We start from the raw sequence: 20334 nt of genomic DNA, 5'->3' as shown, positions 1-20334 counted from the left end.
AAACAGGCATAAATGTTAAACGAAAATCATCAGTTCCATGAAAAATTAGTCAAACAATATGAAAAGCAGGGCTATTTTGTTATTCGAGATTATTTCTCAGTTAACGAGATAGCCGCATTAAGAAAAGTGATTTTAACTTTTCACCATGCCTGGAAACAAGACAATGCTACTTTTTATCACGAAGAAGCTTTTAACTCATCATTAATTACCGGTAGCCAATATTTAACCACTCACGATAGACTCAAGCTATTTAACTTTATTAGCTCAGAAAAGTTAATGAAGGTCATTGATTTGCTTATTCCTGAGGCACCATCGTTTATGAATACCCAATTATTTTTTAATCCGGTAAACCCGGGTCAAAAAGACTTTTGGCATCGTGATTGTCAGTATGATCACGACATTGAAGGGCAAAAGCGGGCGATACAAGAAACGCAGGTTGTGCATTTACGGGTACCTTTATTTGATGAATTAGGGATGGAACTTGTACCTGAAACGCATAAACGTTGGGACAATGAAGAAGAGCATAATGTAAGACAAGAAGAGCATGGTAGAACAAGTGACGAGCCACTATCACTGGGTCAAAAAGTTCAGTTAGCGGCAGGGGATTTATTAGTGTTTTCTGCAGATATGATCCATCGAGGAATATATGGGCTAGACCGTTTAGCGTTAGATATTTTGGTGTTTGATCCTTGTGGTGATTTTGCTGATTATGTTGACGATGACTGCCTTCCTTCTTTGGCCATGCTTGAAAAAATACATGATGGACGAATTTACCAAAATACTATAACGCTTAAAAAGAAAAACTAATTACGTTTTAACTTTAACGATAATAAGCTCGCCGTTACTAAAAATAGCGAAGATATCCATAAACACGCTTGTAAGCCATGCGCTTGATATACCCAACCTGAAAGTAATGTGCCGATTAATCTGCCCATGGCATTGGCCATGTAATAAAAGCCAACATCGAGCGATACACCATCTTTACCAGCATAGCTAACAATTAAATAACTATGTAATGAAGAGTTTATCGCAAACACCGCGCCGAAAATCATCAAGCCAACAATAATTGACACTTGAATATAAAAGTTAAATTGTAAAGTTAGCGCGATTAAAGCTGGAATTAAGGTTAAGTAACTTGCCCACATAAAAGCTGCTTTTCCAGAGGGGGTTTTACCTGATTTTTTACCTGTGATAATAGGCGCTATCGACTGCACAATACCGTAGCAGATAACCCAGCTTGCCATAAAGCCACCCACCCACCAATGATCCCAATTAAAGGTAACGGCCAAGAATACCGGCAATGCGACGACAAACCATACGTCACGCGCACCAAACAAAAACATGCGAGCAGCAGATAGAATATTGATGTCAGCACTTTTCGAGAATATCTCATTAAATTTAGGTTTGTTTTTCGCTTTGCCTAAATCCGCCTTTAAAAAGAGTATGCTACAAGTGAACACTAAAGCGAGCAAAGCAGCCATTAACAGCACGGCTCCTTTAAAACCATATAAGGTGAGTAATAAACCACCTAGAAAAAAACCAACGCCTTTTAGTGCATTTTTAGAACCCGTTAATAAAGCAACCCATTGATATAGTTTGCTTTCACTGTGGTTTTTATCGCCGCCTTTTTCGTTGTCAGGCACTAATAATTTTATTGAGCTTTTAGCGCTCATTTTATTTAAATCTTTGGCGATTCCCGATAATGCTTGAGCCACCATCACATAGACCACGGTGAGCATTTCGCTGGGCACGGCTAACATAAGTAAGGCTATTATTTGTAAAAATAACCCTATGTTCATCGTTTTGTTTAAGCCTAGACGTGCACCAAGCCAACCACCGACTAAGTTGGTGATCACGCCAAATACTTCATAAAACAAAAATAACATTGCAATATTTAAGGGGCTATAACCAAGCTGATGAAAATACAACACCACTAGCATGCGCAAAGCGCCGTCTGTTAACGTAAATGCCCAATAATTGCCAGTTACCACCAAGTATTGCTTAATTTGTGGTGATAATGTTGATAGCGATAACAGCCCCATATTGCTTTTCCTAGTTTTTATTCAAACAATTTTGTCGTGATATTAACGGTCGGATAAGCCAACTTTTAACGCTAATTCTGCGGTTCTATTGGCATAACCCCATTCATTGTCGTACCACACGTAAATTTTCACTTGGGTATCGTTTACGACCATCGTTGATAGTGCATCAACTATGCTTGAGCGCGGATCACCTTTGTAATCAATTGATACAAGCGGGCGTTGTTCATAACCTAAAATATCTTTGAGCTCATTATCAGCGGCATCTTTGAGTAATTGATTGACTTCTTCAACAGTCGTCCCTTTTGCTACTTCAAAAACACAATCAGTAATAGAGGCATTGGTTAACGGCACACGAATCGCGTGACCATTTAATTTGCCTTTTAGCTCTGGGAAAATATGGGTAATTGCCGTTGCTGAACCTGTCGTTGTTGGAATTAAGCTAGTGCCGCAAGAACGGGCACGGCGTAGGTCTTTATGCGGCGCATCAATAATTGTTTGGGTGTTCGTGATGTTGTGAATGGTGGTTATTGAACCATGTTTAATGCCAATCTTCTCATGAATAACTTTTACGACAGGTGCTATACAGTTAGTGGTACAAGAAGCTGCGGTTACAATTGGATGAATGGCTTTGTCGTACAAATCATCATTGACACCCATTACTACATTTAAAATACCTTCTTCTTTCACTGGAGCTGTCACCACTACACGTTTAACGCCTTGTGCTAAATAAGCTTGTAATAATGCGTTGGTTTTAATTTTTCCTGAAGCTTCAATGACCACATCACATTTTGACCAATCTGTGTCTTGAGTGGCAACATTTTGTGTACAAGTGATAGTTTTATTATCGATGATGATAACTTCGCCATCATTTGTTTTTTCGGCTATTGCATCATGGTGCCAACGACCTTGTACAGAATCGAAATTTAATAAATGCGCTAAGGTTTCGGCATTTCCCGCGGGATCATTGATATGAATTATTTCAATATCGTCTTGATCAAAAAGCGCGCGCATTGTTAAACGTCCCATGCGTCCAAAGCCGTTAATTCCTATTTTAATTGTCATGATGTTGCCTTAAATTTGTGAGACAAAATAATCAAGCTGAGTAGGGTTTTTTAAAGAATTAGGCCTTATTTTTTGCACTGCTTCGATAACGTTGTCAGCCGAGTAACCGTAAGCCGCTAAGATAAGCCCAATCACTAAACCTGTACGGCCCGAGCCGCCTTTACAATGCACGGCGATGGTACCTTTATTATTAATAACTTCGAGGATGCTTGCTTTATGTGCTTGCCATTGGCTTTCAAATGCTTGATTGGGCGCTGCGTCATCTAATATCGGCAGCTGCAACCATACAATATTATTTTCAGCGCATACTTTAGGTAATGATTGTGCCGAAAGCTTTTCCATTTCCTCATCAAACATGAGCGTGATTAACATCTCAGTACCCGCTTGTTTCAATGTGCTGACCGCATCTACTAATGTTGCTTCTTTAGTGCCAGGACAAGGTGTGAAAATAAGTTGAGCGCCATTTTCTAGCGTTAACATATCAAAAGGGTGAGTGGTCATATATCGATTCCAATGATTTAGGTTATGAGCAAAAATTAGCTTTATTTGGCCGGTTATTCATTGCGTTTAAACGCTGTAATTCTTCAGCGATTAATAGCACGTTATTTTCGGTTGTTTCCGCTATTACCGACTTTGCCCAAAGCGGTAATTCAGGGGTAATACGATAAAATACCCATTTACCATGTTTTCTATCGGAGAGTATGTTTGCTTTTTTTAATACCGCTAAATTGCGAGAAACTTTTGGTTGGCTGTCTTCGTCTAATGCTGTCATTAATTCACAGACACAAAGCTCACCGTGATAGTGAGTTAACATTAATGTTTTTAAACGAATATTGTCGGTAAGAGTTTTATAAAATTCGATAGGGTCTATGTTTTCAATTTTATCGTTGTCATTGCTTTCTTTAAGCTTAATCAGTTTTTTTTCTTCTACTAAGAGAAACATTGATAAGCGGTTGTTCAACTCATTAAGTGTTGCTGAAAATGGATTATGACCAGAACGTGTCTTAGGATCGGGGAAGTCCCAAGCTAATTGTTTCTCGGTGTGAGGGTAGCTTCTACATTCAGTATTCGCTTTATCGCACAGAGTGATCACATAATCAAAATTTATACCGGCAAACTCGGACATGTCTTTAGACTGAAGGTTTTGTGTGTCTAATCCAAATTTACTTAACGCTTCAATCGTACGTGGATCAACCATTTCAGGAGAAGTTCCTGCGCTATATACTTCAAATATATCATCAGCTTTATGTCTTAATAATGCTTCAGCCATTTGTGATCTTGCTGAATTACCGGTACATAAAAAAAGCACTTTCTGTTTAGCGTTTTGTACTTCTTGAGTTGTTTCGTTTTTAATGGAATTATTCATATAACGTCACCAACCTTTAATATGTGAAATATTATATATATGAAATTTCATATGTAAAGGGCAAGAGGTAATTTACATATAAAAAAAAGCGAGCCTTAGCTCGCTTTTCGTTTTAATTATTTGTTTTATGTATTAAACATTGAACCTAAAGTGGACAACGTCTCCATCTTTAACTAGGTAATCTTTCCCTTCTAAACGCCACTTACCCGCTTCTTTTGCACCTGATTCACCATTAAATTCAATAAAGTCATCATAGGCAATAACTTCGGCGCGAATAAAGCCTTTTTCAAAGTCAGTATGAATAACACCAGCTGCTTGTGGCGCCGTCGCATTTTGTTTCACTGTCCATGCTCTAACTTCTTTCACCCCAGCGGTGAAATATGTTTGTAAGTGTAATAAACCATAACCTGAGTTAATCACACGATTTAACCCTGGCTCTTCTAGGCCTAAATCAGCCATAAACTCTTCACGGTCTTCATCATCCATCTCAGACAATTCGCCTTCAATTTCAGCACAAACAGCAACCACAACCGCGCCTTCTTTGTCTGCAATTGCTTGCACAACATCTAAATAAGGGTTGTTTTCAAAACCATCGTCATTTACGTTTGCAATATACATGGTTGGTTTAATGGTTAAAAAGTTTAGATAAGCAACGGCTGCTTTTTCTTCTTTTGTTAAGTCTAAAGAGCGAACCATTTCACCTTCTTCAACATGTTTTAATATTTTTTCTAAAACAGGAATTTCAAATTTAGCGTCTTTGTCACCGCCTTTTGCACGTTTTGCTTGACGAGTTATCGCACGTTCAGCGGTGTCCATATCAGCTAATGCTAATTCAGTATTGATCACGTCAATATCAGCGGCGGGATCAATTTTATTGGCAACGTGGATTATGTTATCGTTTTCAAAACAACGAACTACATGGCCAATGGCGTCTGTTTCACGAATATTGGCAAGGAATTTATTACCTAAACCTTCACCTTTTGAAGCACCTGCAACTAAACCAGCAATATCGACAAACTCCATAGTGGTAGCCAAAACTCTTTCAGGATTAACAATTTTTGCTAATGCATCTAAACGAGGGTCAGGTACGGGTACCACACCAGTATTTGGCTCTATCGTACAAAATGGAAAGTTTGCTGCTTCAATACCAGCTTTGGTGAGTGCATTGAAAAGTGTAGATTTACCAACGTTGGGCAAGCCAACAATACCGCATTTGAATCCCATGATATTACCTTAATATGTTAAGCGATTAACGATTTGTATTATAACGCTTTAAATGAATGCAGACGATTTTGTGCTTTTTTTAAATCATCTTTAAGCCAAATATCCATGCAGCGTGATGCTTCATCAATGGCTTGATCTATTTTGTTTTGTTCAATAGCTGGCGCTTTGCCAAGTACATGACCAGTCACGCGATCTCGATGGCCAGGGTGGCCAATACCTATGCGTAACCGATAAAATTCTTTATTATTTGCCATACGTGCAATGATGTCACGTAAGCCGTTATGTCCACCATGTCCGCCACCTTGTTTAATTTTACACACGCCAGGTTCCATATCTAGTTCGTCATGTGCAACTAAAATATTTTCAACGGGAATGCGAAAAAAATTTGCCAGTGGGGCAACCGATTGACCACTTTTATTCATAAATGTCGTTGGAATAAGTAAATGAATCACTTCATTACCAATTTGGCCTTTGCCGTATAATCCAAAGTATTTTTTTTCAGGTCTTAACGAAATGTTATAGCGTGAAGCGAGTTCTTCTACGAACCAAACTCCAGCATTGTGGCGGGTTTTTGTATATTCAGGGCCTGGATTACCCAGGCCCACAACTAGTTGAATAGTCATCTAAAGGATAGTGTCCTTTGGATTATTCTTCAGTAGCAGTTTCTTCTGCAGCTTCATCGCTAGCTTCTTCATCGCTTGAGCCTTTAGGCGCATTTAATGAAGCAACAGCTTGGTCATGGCTTTCACCTTTAGCTAATTCATCAGAAGTTACACCTTTAGGTAAAGTGATGTCTGATAAATGTAATGTTTGACCAACTTCTAAACCAGCAACATCAACTTCGATGAATTCTGGGATATCGCCAGGTAAACAGCTAACCGCAATTTCGTTAATGTGGTGAGCAATAGCACCACCTTTTTTCTCTGCAACATCTTCGTTCACAAAGTGAATTGGAGCATTAACGTGTACAGAGTGAGTTGCATCAATACGCATGAAATCCATGTGCATAATGATTTGCTTGAAAGGATGACGTTGCATGTCTTTAATTAAACATTCAACTGGCTTACCATCAACGTTTAATGTTAAAACGTGAGAGTAGAAAGCTTCTTCTTGTTGTGCACGGAAAACTTTGTTGTGCGCTAATGTTAAAGAAACTGGCTCTTTGCCTTCGCCGTAAAGGATAGCTGGAACTTTGTTCGCGTGACGTAGGCGGCGGCTCGCACCTTTCCCTGTGTCTGTACGTACTTCAGCATCCAAAGTAAATAAATCAGTCATGGTTTAATACCTTAATTTTAATTGAATTTTTGTTATTTTTTGCGACCAAAAATAACGCATCGCCATTTTAAATCTTCATTAATTTCTTAACGGCAGATAAAAAAGGCGCGGCATAATAACATTTGATGGCTGGAAAACCAAACGTTTACTGTAATTAATCGTTGATTACTTTTAAAGTGCTATTTCCTGAGTTCAATGGGCATATTTACTCGCGGCAAAAAGATACGAGCTTTACCTGTTTTAATCTATAAAAGGAATTTTTTTCAATGGGTCCATTGGCTGGTAAAGACTTTTGGGCGGCGAGAGTGCGAGTTGTGATATTAGTCCATATTTTTCGCTGATTTTTTGATATTCACCTGACTTTTTTAAAGCTTTAATACAAGCGTCAAATTTTGTTAGAAATATTTTCGGGTTAGTTATGTGTTTACTGGCTTTAGATACCGTGACGTAATAGGCTTTTTGTTTTAAAACAAAGTCATGAATATGTAACTGGCTTTCAATGTTTAATTGTTTTGCCCGCCATAATAATGTTTCTATCGAGTTAGGTAGTATTTGAAATCTTTGTTGACTAGCGGTGAGTTGTCTAAGCATAGCATCAATACTATATCCAACAGTGACTTGATTGAGTGCTTTTTTTTCTTCAATTATTTTCATCAGTTCTTGCGTGTGAGCTAAGCCTGCTAAATGTCCCAGTTGATATTGCTTTATGTCATCTAATTTATTGATAGTGATATCGTCTTGGCTATTGGATGCGAAGCCATATTGAGAAAAAAAAATAGGCTCAGCGCCATAAATAACAAAGTCTTCTCTGCTTTTTTTATAAGAATAGACACTGATATCAAGTTCGCCTGATGCCATATTTTGATGCGTTCTTTTAATGGGAAGATTTTTGTATTGCCACTGATAATCTTGTTCACTTAAACAGAGATTAATAATTTCTTTGCCAATTCCCATAGTGTTATCTTTTATTTCTTGGAAGAAAAAGGGCGGCCAATTAATATCATTTATGAACAGTGATTTTTGAATAGATGCAAACGTATTTATTGAAAACAATAGAAAAATAAATGTAACTGTTTTATTAAATACCTTCATCGACGCCTAAGCTGATGCTGTGGGACATATTTTAAGTGTAGACAAAAAAATAAAATATTTCTCTCATAAAAAAAGCACCCTAAGGTGCTTTTTAAAATCTATCGAATTGTCTGTTATATTAACTATCAAACATCGCAGAAATTGATTCTTCATTACAAACACGGCGAATCGCTTCAGATAACATACCGCTTAACGTTAATTGGCGTACATTACCAAGCTTTTTAATTGCTGGTGATAATGGGATAGAGTCAGTAACAATAACTTCATCTATTACTGAATTTTTAAGGTTTTCAGCAGCATTGCCAGATAATACAGGGTGAGTTGCGTAAGCAAATACACGTTTTGCTCCATGATCTTTTAACGCTTCTGCTGCTTTCGCTAATGTGCCGCCAGTATCGATCATATCGTCAACGATAATACAATCACGTCCAGCAACATCACCAATAATATGCATAACTTGAGCAACATTCGCTTTAGGGCGACGTTTATCAATAATAGCTAAGTCAGCATCATCTAATAATTTAGCGACTGCTCGCGCACGTACTACACCACCAATATCAGGAGAAACAACGACAGGATTTTCTAAATTCTTGTCTTTCATGTCTTCTAATAGAATTGGCGTACCGAATACATTATCAACCGGCACATCGAAGAAACCTTGAATTTGCTCTGCGTGTAAATCAACCGTTAAAACACGGTCAACACCAACACTCGATAAGAAGTCAGCGACAACTTTAGCGGTAATAGGTACACGAGCACTTCGTACACGACGGTCTTGACGAGCGTAACCGAAGTAAGGCATAACAGCGGTAATACGGCCAGCTGATGCACGACGAAGCGCGTCAATCATTACGATAAGTTCCATTAAATTATCGTTGGTTGGAGCGCACGTTGATTGAATGATAAAAACGTCAGCACCGCGAACATTTTCAGTAATTTCAACGCTAATTTCGCCATCACTAAAACTACCAACTTTGGCCTCTCCTGGTGTAATGTAGAGACGATTAGCAATTTGTTTGGCCAATTCAGGGGTGGCATTACCCGCAAAGATCTTCATGTCAGGCACTAGCAGTTCCTCAGAAACTTTTGACATTATAAGTAGAATGCTGAATAAAACATGTTGTTAATATCAGCACATTATTTTAAAAAAGCCAACTTTTCAGGCTTTTTTTTCAAAAAAATTAAGTACAAATCTCAGACTCTAATTGCTGTAAAACACTATGTAGAGGTGAAGTATTAATACCTTTAGTAACAAATGAAGTCATGGTATTAGGAAGTAATTTTTGTACTCGTTTAGCTTCTTCTTCAGAATCAAAGCGAGAGAAAATACAAGCGCCTGTACCTGTCATTCGAGACGGCGCGTATTCTATCAACCAAGCAAGCAACTTGGCAACCTCAGGATAGTGATTTATTACTAAATTTTGACAATCATTATGATAGCCATTGATGTATGTTTTATCATCAAATGCGTTGTTATCAAGTTTTCTAGTATTGCGAGTGAGTGCTTTTGCCGTGAATACTTGTTGGGTCGAAATACTACATTGAGGTTTAGTGATTAAATAGATAGATTCATCAGGATAAACAGGCGACAACTTTTCGCCGATACCTTGAGCAAATGCAGCAAAACCATGAATAAAGATTGGTACATCCGCACCTAGTTGTAACCCTAATTCGGCAAGTTGTTGATAAGAGAGTTTACATTGCCATAACACATTTAATGCTAATAATACGGTTGCAGCATTGGACGAACCACCACCTAAACCACCGCCCATAGGTAACAATTTATTTATTTTTATTTCAGCGCCGTATGGTGATTGTGTTTCTGCTTGCAGTAATTTGGCTGCTTTGACAATTAAATTATCGTCATTTGGAACACCGTCAATCGGTGTTAATAAGGTAATGGTTGAGGTGGTTGTCGGCTTAATCGCAATATTGTCGGCCAAAGTTAAAAACTGAAAAACGGTTTCCAGTTCATGATAACCATCGGTTCTTCGGCCGACGATATGTAGAAATAAATTTAATTTAGCGGGTGATGGAAATGGGTAAAATGGAGAGTCAGTTGCAGGTAAACTAACAGGCATAGTTATAGCTTCCAATGATTGATGATTATTTTAATGGTTAAGTCATTTTGTTTAATTGATATCTGATGAGCGAGTTGAACATCATCTACGGTTTGATACTTTTTATAGCTTATCCGCCATGTGTTTCCTTGATAATAGCTGGTAAGTGTATTGGGTAATTGTGATTGTTTATCATAGGTGATTGTATCCGCAGCAGAATAAATTTGACCTTTTAACCAATAATGTAAAGCTTTTGTAGGCAGTAATAAACCGGTCAGAGAATATATTAATTGTTCTAAGTTATCACTTTGATAGCTTTCTCCATCTACTTTTACACTGTGCTTGCCATTATCAGTGTTAAGCGTTAATACATTAATCCCTAAGTACGTGGTGAGCTTAAGAGTTTGTTGCGCATTATTTTGGTTGTATTGCCAAAACAATGAAGCACTTTCTCGTTTTTGCTTTTGGAGAAAGGCAATTTTACCTTTAATTTGCCATTGTTGAATACGCGTAATTTTTTCAAAACGTGCTGCTTTTGATTGATTAACTGCTGGTTGTGATTGCTCTATAGTTTTATTCGTGGCACAACCCATTAGAAGAAATAATAGACATAGCAGCGTGATGATGTGTTTGGTCATGAACATTATTTTAACGGTACTTTCAGTTTTATCGAGGTGATTGCTTTCAATCACCGCCAATCTTTCGTAAAATTAACACAATAGTTTGTGTTAGATCAGGTTGCACTTAATAAGCTGCTGGCATAATACCTTATTATCATAGATATTTAATTTAATTCTTAATAAATAAAAGTAAGTTTTTACTAGATTACTTTCAAGTAGGTTTAATAGTTAACGTATGTCCATAGTTGCCGTTGGTATCAATCATAAAACCGCACCCGTCGCTATCAGGGAGAAAATCTCTTTTAATCCTGATAAGTTGTCAGTCGCGTTGCAAGAGATGCTTTCACAAGTGCAATGTAAAGAGGCGGCGATATTATCTACATGTAATCGAACTGAATTATATTTAGTTGCCGCTGACAAATACGATATTACCCAAGAAAAAGTCATTGCTTGGCTAGAACATCATCATAATATACCTGCTTCTACTATTATCCCAAGTTTGTATTGGCACAGTGACCAAAAAGCGGTAAACCATATGATGCGAGTTGCCTGTGGACTTGATTCACTTGTTTTAGGTGAACCACAAATTTTAGGGCAAATGAAGCAAGCCTATAGCCAAGCGAAAGCCGCAGGGTCGATGGCATTAGTGATGGACCGTTTATTTCAACGTACCTTTGGCGTTGCTAAACAAGTGCGAACAGAAACTGAAATTGGTTCAAGTGCTGTGTCTGTTGCTTTTGCAGCGGTTAATTTAGCTAAGCATATTTTTGCAAGTATAGAAAAAGCAAAAGTATTACTCGTGGGCGCGGGCGAAACCATCGAATTAGTGGCGAAACATCTTTACGAAAATAAAGTCGGCCATATCACGGTGGCAAATAGAACGCTAAATCGAGCAGAAGATATGGCGAAACAAGTAGGTGCTGATGTGATCACTTTGGCGCAAATCCCGCAACATATGGCGGATGCTGATATCGTGATTAGTTCGACAGGCAGTACTTTACCTTTAATTGGCAAAGGTATGGTTGAACAAGCCTTGGCGAAACGTAAACATCGTCCTGTGTTTATGGTCGACTTAGCCGTACCTCGTGATATTGAAGAGCAAGTTTCTGATTTAGAAGATGTCTTTTTATATACTGTCGATGATTTACAAAGCATTATTGCGCAAAATATGGAAAATCGCCGTAAAGCTGCGATTGAAGCTGAAGCAATTGTTAATCATCAAACCAGTGGCTTTATGTCTTGGTTAAGAGGGTTAAATACACAAGATACTGTCGTCAGTTATCGTAAACAATGTTTGACTGAGCGAGATTTTTTACTTGAAAAAGCGCTAATACAATTACAAGGTAATAAAGCGCCTGAAGCTGTCGTCGCGGAGCTAGCAACAAAATTAACCAATAAATTAATGCATGCCCCAACCAATGCCATTCAAACAGCAGCCCAAGGGGGCGAATTAGATAAAATAGTTTATTTAAGAGACGTTTTACAAATAGATAAGTAGCAATTATTGAAAGTCGTTGTTGAAATCTTTACACTGCCCGCAATCTAAAATAAATCATTCTTGTTAACTCTTATCGATTACTATCAGTTATACTTTCGAATGGAATTTCACTCATTTATAGCAAATAAAAGAATATTTAATGAATAAATCAGTTTATCAAAAGCTTGAAGGTTTAGTTGAACGTTTTGAAGAAGTTCAAGCCTTGTTATCAGATCCCGATACTATCGCTAACCAAGAAAAGTTTTTAGCGCTTTCTAAGGAATTTAAACGCTTAGAAGAAGTAACAAGTGTTTTTAATCAGTATCAAGAAGCAGAAAATGATTTTGCCACGGCAGAAGAAATGCTAAAAGATGACGATCCTGATATGCGTGAAATGGCACAAGAAGAGTTTAAAGAAGCTAAAAAGGCCGTTGAAGAAATTTCAGATCAATTACAAATTCTTTTATTGCCTCGAGATCCAAATGATGACAATAACTGTTTCGTTGAAATACGTGCTGGAGCAGGTGGTGACGAAGCGGCTATCTTTACGGGTGATTTATATCGTATGTATACCCGTTATTGTGAAAAACAAGGCTGGAAAATTGAGGTGATGAACCTTAGCGAAAGTGAGCAGGGCGGTTTTAAAGAAGTTATTTTTAAGATCAACGGTGAAGGTGTTTACGGTCAAATGAAATTTGAATCGGGTGGCCACCGTGTACAACGTGTACCAGAAACTGAATCTCAAGGTCGTGTTCATACTTCAGCTTGTACAGTGGTTGTCATGCCTGAAATTCCTGAGTCTGAAGCGATTGAAATTAATAAAGCTGACTTAAAAGTAGATACTTTCCGAGCCTCAGGTGCTGGTGGACAGCATGTTAATAAAACTGATTCAGCAATTCGTATTACGCATATTCCAACGGGTGTGGTGGTTGAGTGTCAAGATCAGCGTTCACAACATAAAAACCGTGCACAAGCGATGTCGGTTTTACAAGCCCGTTTACAACAAGCGGAAGATGAAAAACGCCGTAGTGAAGAAGAATCTTCTCGCCGAAATTTAGTGGCAAGTGGAGATCGTTCAGAACGAATTCGCACTTATAATTATCCGCAAGGTCGTATGACAGATCACCGTATTAATTTAACTTTATACCGCTTAAATGAAGTAGTAGAAGGTAATTTACAACTGGTTTTAGAGCCAATCTTACAAGAAAATCAGGCGGATTTATTAGCGGCGCTTGCAGAACAAAATTAATTTATTTAATTTTATCGATATGCCTTTTTCTGCTTCCGACTCTATTTTTCTATTAGTAAAGAATGGCGCACAAGTATTAGCGCCATTGTCTGATAGTGCCAAACTCGATGTCAGATTGTTGATAAGTCATGTTATTAATAAACCATTAAGTTATTTGCTGACTTGGCCTGATAAACAGTTATCGCTGCAAGAATTTCAACAATTCGTCACTTTATTTGAACAGCGAAGAGCAGGCAAACCAATTGCATATATTCTTGGCTATAAAGAATTTTGGTCACTCAAATTTCAGGTTGCTCCATCAACACTTATTCCTCGACCTGATACCGAAGTCTTAGTGGAAACTGTATTAAATAATCATACGGATCCAATGCTTCATTGCTTAGATTTAGGCACAGGAACAGGAGCTATCGCACTTGCTTTAGCGTCTGAGCGTGAAAATTGGCAAATTGATGCGGTAGATTTTCAAAATGAAGCGGTAGCGTTAGCAAAATCAAACGCACAACATTTGGGGTTATCTAGGGTTAAAATCTTTCAAAGTGATTGGTTTTCTAATGTAACCAATGAAAAAAGATTTGACCTGATTGTGAGTAATCCTCCTTATATTGATGAATTAGATGAACATCTTGCGCAAGGTGATGTAAGATTTGAGCCGAAAAGTGCGCTTGTTGCTGAAGATCAAGGTTTTGCTGATATTGAACATATTATCAAAAATTCAATCGCTTTTTTAAACGATAATGCATTCCTGTATTTTGAGCACGGTTTTAAACAAGCGAAGAAAATACATGAATTATTTTTGCAAAATGGTTTTAGTGAAATAGAAACGGTAAAAGATTATAACGGTAATGAACGTGTGACATACGCATGTTATAAGTCCCATCAATAATTATATAAACAAGAAGAATAACAAAGGATAAAACATGAAACATTTACATATGACGATTGCGTTAATTAGCGTGCTGTTATTTACATTACGCTTTTATTGGACTTTGGCTGACTCTGCGCAGTTAAATAAAAAGTGGGTGAAAATAGCGCCGCACATTATTGATACTCTGTTATTAGGTTTAGGCGTTGCTATGATGATAAAATTAGCGTTAAACCCATTTGAGCAACTATGGCTTGGCGAAAAATTAATTGCAGTACTTGCTTACATTTTTACCGGTTATTACACGTTAAAACTTGCTAGAAATAGAATGATGCAAGTTATTGGCTACTTAGGCGCGATGGGTTGGATTTTATTAGTCGCAAGACTTGCGATGTCAAAAGAAACGGTATTTTTCTAAATTACTTTTTGAGGCCATTTTAATACCATCTGACTTTAAAAATGATTTTTACCCCATATCTTAGAAGAAACAAAGTAATAAGGTTTTAGTTGTTATAAATGAATGATTTGTTGATGTCTGAGCTCAACTCAGAACAAAGAAATTTATTATCGTCATTTGCATTGGTTGAAGAATATATTTTTTCAGAAACACCAAGCTTTGAGAAAATGTTACATGAGGTTATTGAAGCTTGTCGTTTGGCGATTATTGATATTGAAGAGCCGATGGAAAAAGCGGAGTGTTTAATCAATGAGCTTTATGTTAGCCAACTTTTTCTTGATAACGAACGAAATGTTTGGCCGGTTGTTGCTCAAAAGATTTCATCAGCAGTTGAATATAAGTTGATGGCTCCTGTCCTTAAAGCCGCTATCGTTCAAGCGATTGTTAATGCGTGTGATATGGAGGCAGAAATTGTCTTTGTGCCAGAGAAAGTGATGGTTCGTATAATTTGTGATGACATTTATTCTATTATTTTTGAGCCTGTCAGTGGCGAATCATTAAATTGGCAACAGTTAGATGATCGTTTAGGTGAATTGGACGGGGATCCAACTCAAACCTTTTTAGCACCAATGGAAGTAAAGAGTATTTTAGTCGAGTATTTGACTTCACTAAAAAATTCATTAATTAGAGAAGTGCAATTTGATAAAGCGTTAAAGTGCGTAGATTTGTTGCTAGCACTTAGACCTGATGATCCTTTTGAGCGAAGAGATAGAGGTTTTTTACTTCATCAATTAGATTGCTTTAAAGTGGCGTATGATGATTACCAATTTTTTGTCAAAGAGTGCCCGCAAGATCCGGCCGCTCAATTATTGAAATTACAGTTAGATAAAATTACGATTTCAGATACCGTGTTACACTAATGATGTCTGTCATAAGAGAAGGTTAAATAATTAACGAGTTATTGTTCAAAATAAAAAATATAATTAAAACAATCATATAAAAATTAGACAAACAATTTTGGGAGAAAGTATGTTTGCGTTATCGTCTACACCTGAAGTGGTTGAACACACCCCACTTTTAACCAATGATGCCACCGTGCTCGGTATTATCACTATTATGCTTGGACTGGTATTCTATACCGCTCACAGTAAGTCACCCTTTTGGAAAAACTTTTATCGTTTTGTGCCTGCCGTTTTATTATGTTATTTCCTTCCTTCACTATTAAATACCTTTGGCATTATTGATGGGGAGTCATCTCAACTTTATTATGTAGCCTCACGATACTTACTACCGGCTTGTTTAGTATTATTAACTATTAGCGTTGATTTAAAAGCGATTGCCAGATTAGGTAATAAAGCCGTCATACTTTTTTTAACCGGTACGATAGGGATTGTTATTGGCGGGCCAATAGCTTTATTAATTGTCTCAAGTATTGCTCCTGAATTATTAGGTGTTTCAGGTCCAGAAGCCGTATGGCGTGGAATGACAACCGTAGCTGGAAGTTGGATAGGTGGTAGTGCAAACCAAGCCGCCATGAAAGAAATTTATGGTGCAGGGGATCAAATTTTCTCTGCCATGGTAACGGTTGACGTCATTGTTGCTAATTTATGGATGGCGGTGTTACTTGTTATGTCGGCAAATGCCAGCAATATCGATAAAAAAACCGGTGCTGACACTAGTGCGATTGTTGATTTAAAAGAAAAAGTTGAACAGTTTCATGCTAAACATGGTCGAATTGCGACGCTTTCAGATATCATGATTATTGTTGCTGTTGGTCTAGGTGTCACTGGTTTTGCACATTTATTTGCCGATAATATTACGCCATATTTTATTGAAAACTTTCCAGGCTTAGCTAAATTTAGTTTTCATAGTAAGTTTTTTTGGATGATAGTTTTTGCCAGTACTGTCGGTATTGCATTGTCATTTACCAAAGCTCGTGAACTTGAAGGAGTAGGTGCTTCTAAAGTTGGTTCGGCATTTTTATATATTCTTATTGCCACTATTGGTATGAAAATGGATGTAACTATGATCCTTGATGCACCGATTTATTTCATCATTGGGGCTATTTGGATGGTTATTCATGCTTCGTTGATGTTGATCGTCGCTAAGGTAATTAAAGCGCCTTTATTTTACATGGCGGTAGGCAGCCAAGCTAATGTTGGCGGTGCGGCCTCTGCTCCAATTGTTGCTTCTGCCTTTCATCCCTCTTTAGCGCCAGTAGGGGTTTTATTGGCCGTATTAGGCTATACCATAGGAACATATATGGCATGGTTGTGTGGTCAAATTTTGCAGGCCATTGGCTAAAAAATTAATAGAAATAATAGTTAGGAACAAAAATGAGTATTTCTCAGATTAAACTTGATGATATTACGATAGGTAATGATCAGCCTTTTACACTTTTTGGTGGCATGAATGTTCTAGAATCCCGTGATTTAGCGATGAAAATTGCTGAACATTATGTTGAAGTCACTGAGAAATTAAACATCCCATATGTTTTTAAAGCCTCTTTTGATAAAGCAAATCGATCTTCGGTGCATTCATACCGAGGACCAGGCTTAGATGAAGGTTTAAAGATTTTTGAAGAAATCAAATCAACCTTTAATGTTCCTGTCATTACAGATGTTCACGAACCGTATCAAGCTCAGCCCGTTGCTGATGTTGTTGATGTGATTCAGTTGCCGGCATTTCTTGCACGTCAAACGGATCTCGTTGTTGCGATGGCAAAAACCAATGCCATTATTAACGTGAAAAAACCGCAGTTTTTAGCAGCTCATGAAATGCGTCATATTATTAACAAGTTCGGCGAAGCTGGAAATGATAAAATTATTTTATGTGAACGAGGCAGCTGTTTTGGTTACAACAACTTAGTGGTAGATATGTTAGCCATGGAAGAAATGAAGTCGTATGCCCCCGTCATTTTTGATGCTACTCATGCCTTGCAAAAGCCTGGCGGCCGAGCAGATTCTGCTGATGGTCGTCGAGCTCAAGCTGCGCAATTAGCAAGAAGTGGAATGGCATTAGGCATTGCTGGCTTGTTTATTGAAGCGCATCCTGATCCTACTGTTGCCAAATGTGATGGCCCTTGTGCATTACCTTTAGATAAATTATTGCCGTATTTAGAACAGATGAAAGCGGTGGACGACCTGGTTAAAAGCTTTCCTGCTTTGATCACTCAATAGTGTTTTATTAAAAGCGTATAGGCAAAGAAAAAGGGTGCATAAGCACCCTTAAATATTTATGCGCGAGCATTTTTTTAACCGCAAAAGATTACTAAGCCATCAAACTAAAGAACCTCATGTGGTTTATCACGTCAATCGCCCTAGAGAAGCTTTTAACGCTTAACTAAGGTTAAATTCAGTTGGGAATGAATTTAAACCTAAAACTGTTAATCTGGCTTTATTCAGCCGCTAAAGAAAGCTTAGTTGTGTAGCCTTTAGTATTGCTGTCAGACTTTGCCTGTGTAATCAATAACTTTTGATTATTAACGGTATCATTCACGAACGTAATTTTTAATTGTTCCATAGATTGAACAAGGTTTAACTCCACAGTATTGATCAATTCTGCAGCATTAATTGGTTGTGCTTTCACTAATTCAGTTGTGGTTACGTTGGTTGTGTTGGCATTTGCAACTGTGGTTGCTAATGCTAGGGTTAAAACGGTAGAGAGTTGTGTAAGTAATTTCATTGTAGTCACCTGTATAAAACGTCAAATATCCATATAGATGTTTTAGGACCTTTTCTCTCGTGGTCTAATGTTTTCTTTAGGTAAACATTCTTGCCCAGCTACTCATGCTTATCTCATGGTAGGATAAAGATGGTGTCCTTCATCTATGAGTAAATGATAAGTTAATACTGGTAATAAATAAAATGACATTTTATAATGCCATTCATTAGAAAAACTAATGCTAATTGGTTTTTATTTTTTGAATAGAGTTTTTATTCAAAAAAATGTCATATTTAACTATTATAATAGGTGATGTCATGGCTGTTCGTTTACCTCCACTCAATGCTTTAAGGGCGTTTGAGGCTTCTGCAAGACAATTGAGTTTTACTCGTGCAGCTGAAGAGTTATTTGTTACTCAAGCGGCAATTAGTCATCAAATTAAATCTTTGGAAGAACATTTAGCCTTAAAGTTATTCATGCGAAAAAATCGTGCGCTTTTATTAACTGAAGAAGGGCAATCATATTATTCTGATATCAAAAATGTATTCAATTTACTCCATGAAGCGACTGAAAAATTATTAGCGCGTGGAGCGAAAGGTGCAATTACTGTCAGTTTACAGCCAAGTTTTGCAATTCAATGGCTGGTTCCTCGATTAAACACTTTTAATTTATTAAATCCTGATGTTGATGTAAGAATCAAAGCCGTTGATCAAGCCGATAATTCATTAACAGAAGATGTTGATATTGCTATTTATCATGGACGAGGACGTTGGCCAGGCGTTCATGTCGATAAGTTACATACCGAATATTTAATACCGGTATGTTCGCCTTTATTATTAGAAGGGAATAAACCGTTAAACACAATTCATGATTTAACCAATCATACTCTTTTACATGATACCTCTCGACGAGACTGGAAACGTTGGTTTAAAGATGTTGGCGTAAAAGGGACCAATGTTAATCATGGACCTATTTTTAGTCATTCAGCGATGGTGGTACAAGCTGCTGTTTACGGCCAGGGAATAGCGTTAGCACAAAGTATTTTAGCTAAACCTGATCTTGATGCTGGGCGATTAGTTAAGCCTGTTTCGCATACGCTTATTAGTAAAGATTCGTTTTATTTAGTTTGTCGAGAACATCAGGTCGATGTAGGTAAAATAGCTGCTTTTAGAGAATGGGTGCTTGATACGGTTGCCCAAGAAGAAGAATGGAATGATGCATAAAACAGAAAAAAACTTTGTAAATGTCACTGGCGAAAATTTACCTGATATTTCTGTGGTAGAAAATAACGTGAATGGTGCCATTGCCTTGGTTGTATTCGCTCATGGTGCTGGTGCCGATAAATCATCTGATTTTATGCAAACCATGACTGAGTTATTAAATGCTCAAAAGATTAATGTCTTACGGTTTAATTTTGGTTATATGGATAAGCGGTTAAAAGAGGATAAACGCTATCCACCAGAGAGAATACCAAAATTGTTAAATTGCTTAAAAACAGTATTATCTCATGTTGATAGCTCTTTACCGTTATTTCTTGCAGGTAAATCAATGGGCGGAAGGGTTGCAGCAACATTAGTTGAAGATAAATTAGTTAAAGTAAAAGGCGTCATTTGTTTAGGTTATCCTTTTCATCCGCAAAAAAAACCGGAAAAATTACGTTTAGAGCCATTGCAAAATACCAAATCACCTATTTTAATTGTCCAAGGTGAAAGAGATGCATTAGGCAATAAACAAGAAATAGAGCGGTATCAAATGTCTTCATTGTGTCAGGTTGCTTTTTTAGCTGATGGAGACCATGATTTAAAACCAAGAGTGAAGTCTGGTTACACTCATCAACAACACCTTCAATCTGCAGTACAACTTATACAAACATTTATCAACGAACACAGCTAAAGCCAATAACTAGTTACTCTCTTAGAATTGTTAATAATAAATAAGGCCTCTA

22 protein-coding genes are annotated in these 20334 nt (G+C 37.4%); 10 read left to right on the top strand and 12 right to left on the bottom strand.

Annotated features, from left to right (window positions below):
- Positions 1-12: 12 nt before the first annotated feature.
- On the top strand, positions 13-807 hold the full coding sequence (locus RM573_RS01790) for a phytanoyl-CoA dioxygenase family protein (protein ID WP_311576313.1): 795 nt from the start codon (positions 13-15) through the stop codon (positions 805-807).
- Here the strand turns inward: RM573_RS01790 and arsJ are convergent.
- The 11 genes from arsJ to lolB all read right to left on the bottom strand — a co-directional run bounded on the left by arsJ (position 804) and on the right by lolB (position 10813).
- Positions 804-2042 carry an organoarsenical effux MFS transporter ArsJ gene (arsJ, locus tag RM573_RS01785; RefSeq protein ID WP_311576310.1) on the bottom strand — a complete coding sequence of 413 codons (1239 nt, stop codon included), beginning with the start codon at positions 2040-2042 and terminating at the stop codon, positions 804-806. The genes RM573_RS01790 and arsJ overlap by 4 nt on opposite strands.
- 42 nt (positions 2043-2084) lie before the next feature.
- Positions 2085-3104 carry an ArsJ-associated glyceraldehyde-3-phosphate dehydrogenase gene (locus RM573_RS01780; RefSeq protein WP_311576307.1) on the bottom strand — a complete coding sequence of 340 codons (1020 nt, stop codon included), beginning with the start codon at positions 3102-3104 and terminating at the stop codon, positions 2085-2087.
- Positions 3105-3113: 9 nt separating this feature from the next.
- Positions 3114-3605, bottom strand: coding sequence for a phosphatase domain-containing protein (locus RM573_RS01775; RefSeq protein ID WP_311576304.1), 492 nt, complete (start codon positions 3603-3605; stop codon positions 3114-3116).
- A 22-nt stretch (positions 3606-3627) separates the two neighbouring features.
- Positions 3628-4470: a metalloregulator ArsR/SmtB family transcription factor gene (locus RM573_RS01770; RefSeq protein ID WP_311576301.1), complete on the bottom strand. Its 843-nt coding sequence runs from the start codon at positions 4468-4470 to the stop codon at positions 3628-3630.
- Between the two features lie 132 nt (positions 4471-4602).
- Positions 4603-5694 carry a redox-regulated ATPase YchF gene (gene ychF / locus RM573_RS01765; RefSeq protein WP_311576298.1) on the bottom strand — a complete coding sequence of 364 codons (1092 nt, stop codon included), beginning with the start codon at positions 5692-5694 and terminating at the stop codon, positions 4603-4605.
- 38 nt (positions 5695-5732) lie between these two features.
- Entirely contained in the window at positions 5733-6317 is a 585-nt protein-coding gene (gene pth, locus RM573_RS01760) for an aminoacyl-tRNA hydrolase (protein WP_311576295.1), read from the bottom strand.
- A gap of 22 nt (positions 6318-6339) precedes the next feature.
- Positions 6340-6969, bottom strand: a complete 630-nt coding sequence (locus RM573_RS01755; protein WP_311576292.1) for a 50S ribosomal protein L25/general stress protein Ctc — start codon at positions 6967-6969, stop codon at positions 6340-6342.
- Positions 6970-7209: 240 nt separating this feature from the next.
- Complete coding sequence (locus RM573_RS01750) at positions 7210-8061, bottom strand: substrate-binding periplasmic protein (protein WP_311576291.1); 852 nt, start codon at positions 8059-8061, stop codon at positions 7210-7212.
- Positions 8062-8179: 118 nt separating this feature from the next.
- Entirely contained in the window at positions 8180-9127 is a 948-nt protein-coding gene (locus tag RM573_RS01745) for a ribose-phosphate pyrophosphokinase (protein WP_311576288.1), read from the bottom strand.
- A gap of 115 nt (positions 9128-9242) precedes the next feature.
- Positions 9243-10142 (bottom strand): 4-(cytidine 5'-diphospho)-2-C-methyl-D-erythritol kinase, encoded by a 900-nt coding sequence (gene ispE / locus RM573_RS01740; protein WP_311576285.1) that lies wholly within the window; start codon positions 10140-10142, stop codon positions 9243-9245.
- Positions 10143-10144: 2 nt separating this feature from the next.
- Positions 10145-10813, bottom strand: coding sequence for a lipoprotein insertase outer membrane protein LolB (gene lolB / locus RM573_RS01735; protein ID WP_311576282.1), 669 nt, complete (start codon positions 10811-10813; stop codon positions 10145-10147).
- 163 nt (positions 10814-10976) lie between these two features.
- Between lolB and hemA the strand changes: the two genes are divergently transcribed.
- The 7 genes from hemA (at position 10977) to kdsA (ending at position 17905) form a co-directional block, all read left to right on the top strand.
- Complete coding sequence (gene hemA, locus RM573_RS01730; protein WP_311576279.1) at positions 10977-12239, top strand: glutamyl-tRNA reductase; 1263 nt, start codon at positions 10977-10979, stop codon at positions 12237-12239.
- 139 nt (positions 12240-12378) lie between these two features.
- The gene (gene prfA / locus RM573_RS01725) at positions 12379-13467 is read left to right on the top strand and encodes a peptide chain release factor 1 (RefSeq protein WP_311576276.1); all 1089 of its coding nucleotides are present in this window, start codon (positions 12379-12381) and stop codon (positions 13465-13467) included.
- A 19-nt stretch (positions 13468-13486) separates the two neighbouring features.
- Positions 13487-14350 (top strand): peptide chain release factor N(5)-glutamine methyltransferase, encoded by an 864-nt coding sequence (prmC, locus tag RM573_RS01720; protein ID WP_311577407.1) that lies wholly within the window; start codon positions 13487-13489, stop codon positions 14348-14350.
- Between the two features lie 34 nt (positions 14351-14384).
- A complete protein-coding gene (locus RM573_RS01715; RefSeq protein WP_311576273.1) occupies positions 14385-14747 on the top strand; it encodes a SirB2 family protein in 363 nt (120 codons plus the stop codon).
- A gap of 113 nt (positions 14748-14860) precedes the next feature.
- On the top strand, positions 14861-15646 hold the full coding sequence (locus RM573_RS01710) for a tetratricopeptide repeat protein (protein WP_311576270.1): 786 nt from the start codon (positions 14861-14863) through the stop codon (positions 15644-15646).
- Between the two features lie 109 nt (positions 15647-15755).
- The gene (locus tag RM573_RS01705) at positions 15756-17030 is read left to right on the top strand and encodes a DUF819 family protein (protein WP_311576267.1); all 1275 of its coding nucleotides are present in this window, start codon (positions 15756-15758) and stop codon (positions 17028-17030) included.
- Between the two features lie 32 nt (positions 17031-17062).
- Positions 17063-17905 carry a 3-deoxy-8-phosphooctulonate synthase gene (gene kdsA, locus RM573_RS01700; RefSeq protein WP_311576265.1) on the top strand — a complete coding sequence of 281 codons (843 nt, stop codon included), beginning with the start codon at positions 17063-17065 and terminating at the stop codon, positions 17903-17905.
- Between the two features lie 217 nt (positions 17906-18122).
- Here the strand turns inward: kdsA and RM573_RS01695 are convergent, their stop codons facing one another.
- Positions 18123-18410, bottom strand: coding sequence for a hypothetical protein (locus tag RM573_RS01695; RefSeq protein WP_311576262.1), 288 nt, complete (start codon positions 18408-18410; stop codon positions 18123-18125).
- A 296-nt stretch (positions 18411-18706) separates the two neighbouring features.
- Here RM573_RS01695 and RM573_RS01690 point away from each other — a divergent pair, with 296 nt between their 5' ends.
- Positions 18707-19612 carry a transcriptional regulator GcvA gene (locus RM573_RS01690; protein WP_311576259.1) on the top strand — a complete coding sequence of 302 codons (906 nt, stop codon included), beginning with the start codon at positions 18707-18709 and terminating at the stop codon, positions 19610-19612.
- Entirely contained in the window at positions 19602-20282 is a 681-nt protein-coding gene (locus RM573_RS01685) for an alpha/beta family hydrolase (RefSeq protein WP_311576256.1), read from the top strand. The genes RM573_RS01690 and RM573_RS01685 overlap by 11 nt, the downstream gene beginning before the upstream one ends.
- Positions 20283-20334 lie beyond the last annotated feature (52 nt).

It is taken from the genome of Thalassotalea castellviae, from assembly GCF_031846185.1.
GTDB classification, from domain to species: domain Bacteria; phylum Pseudomonadota; class Gammaproteobacteria; order Enterobacterales; family Alteromonadaceae; genus Thalassotalea_H; species Thalassotalea_H castellviae.
This window is presented reverse-complemented; position numbering and strand designations above follow the sequence as displayed.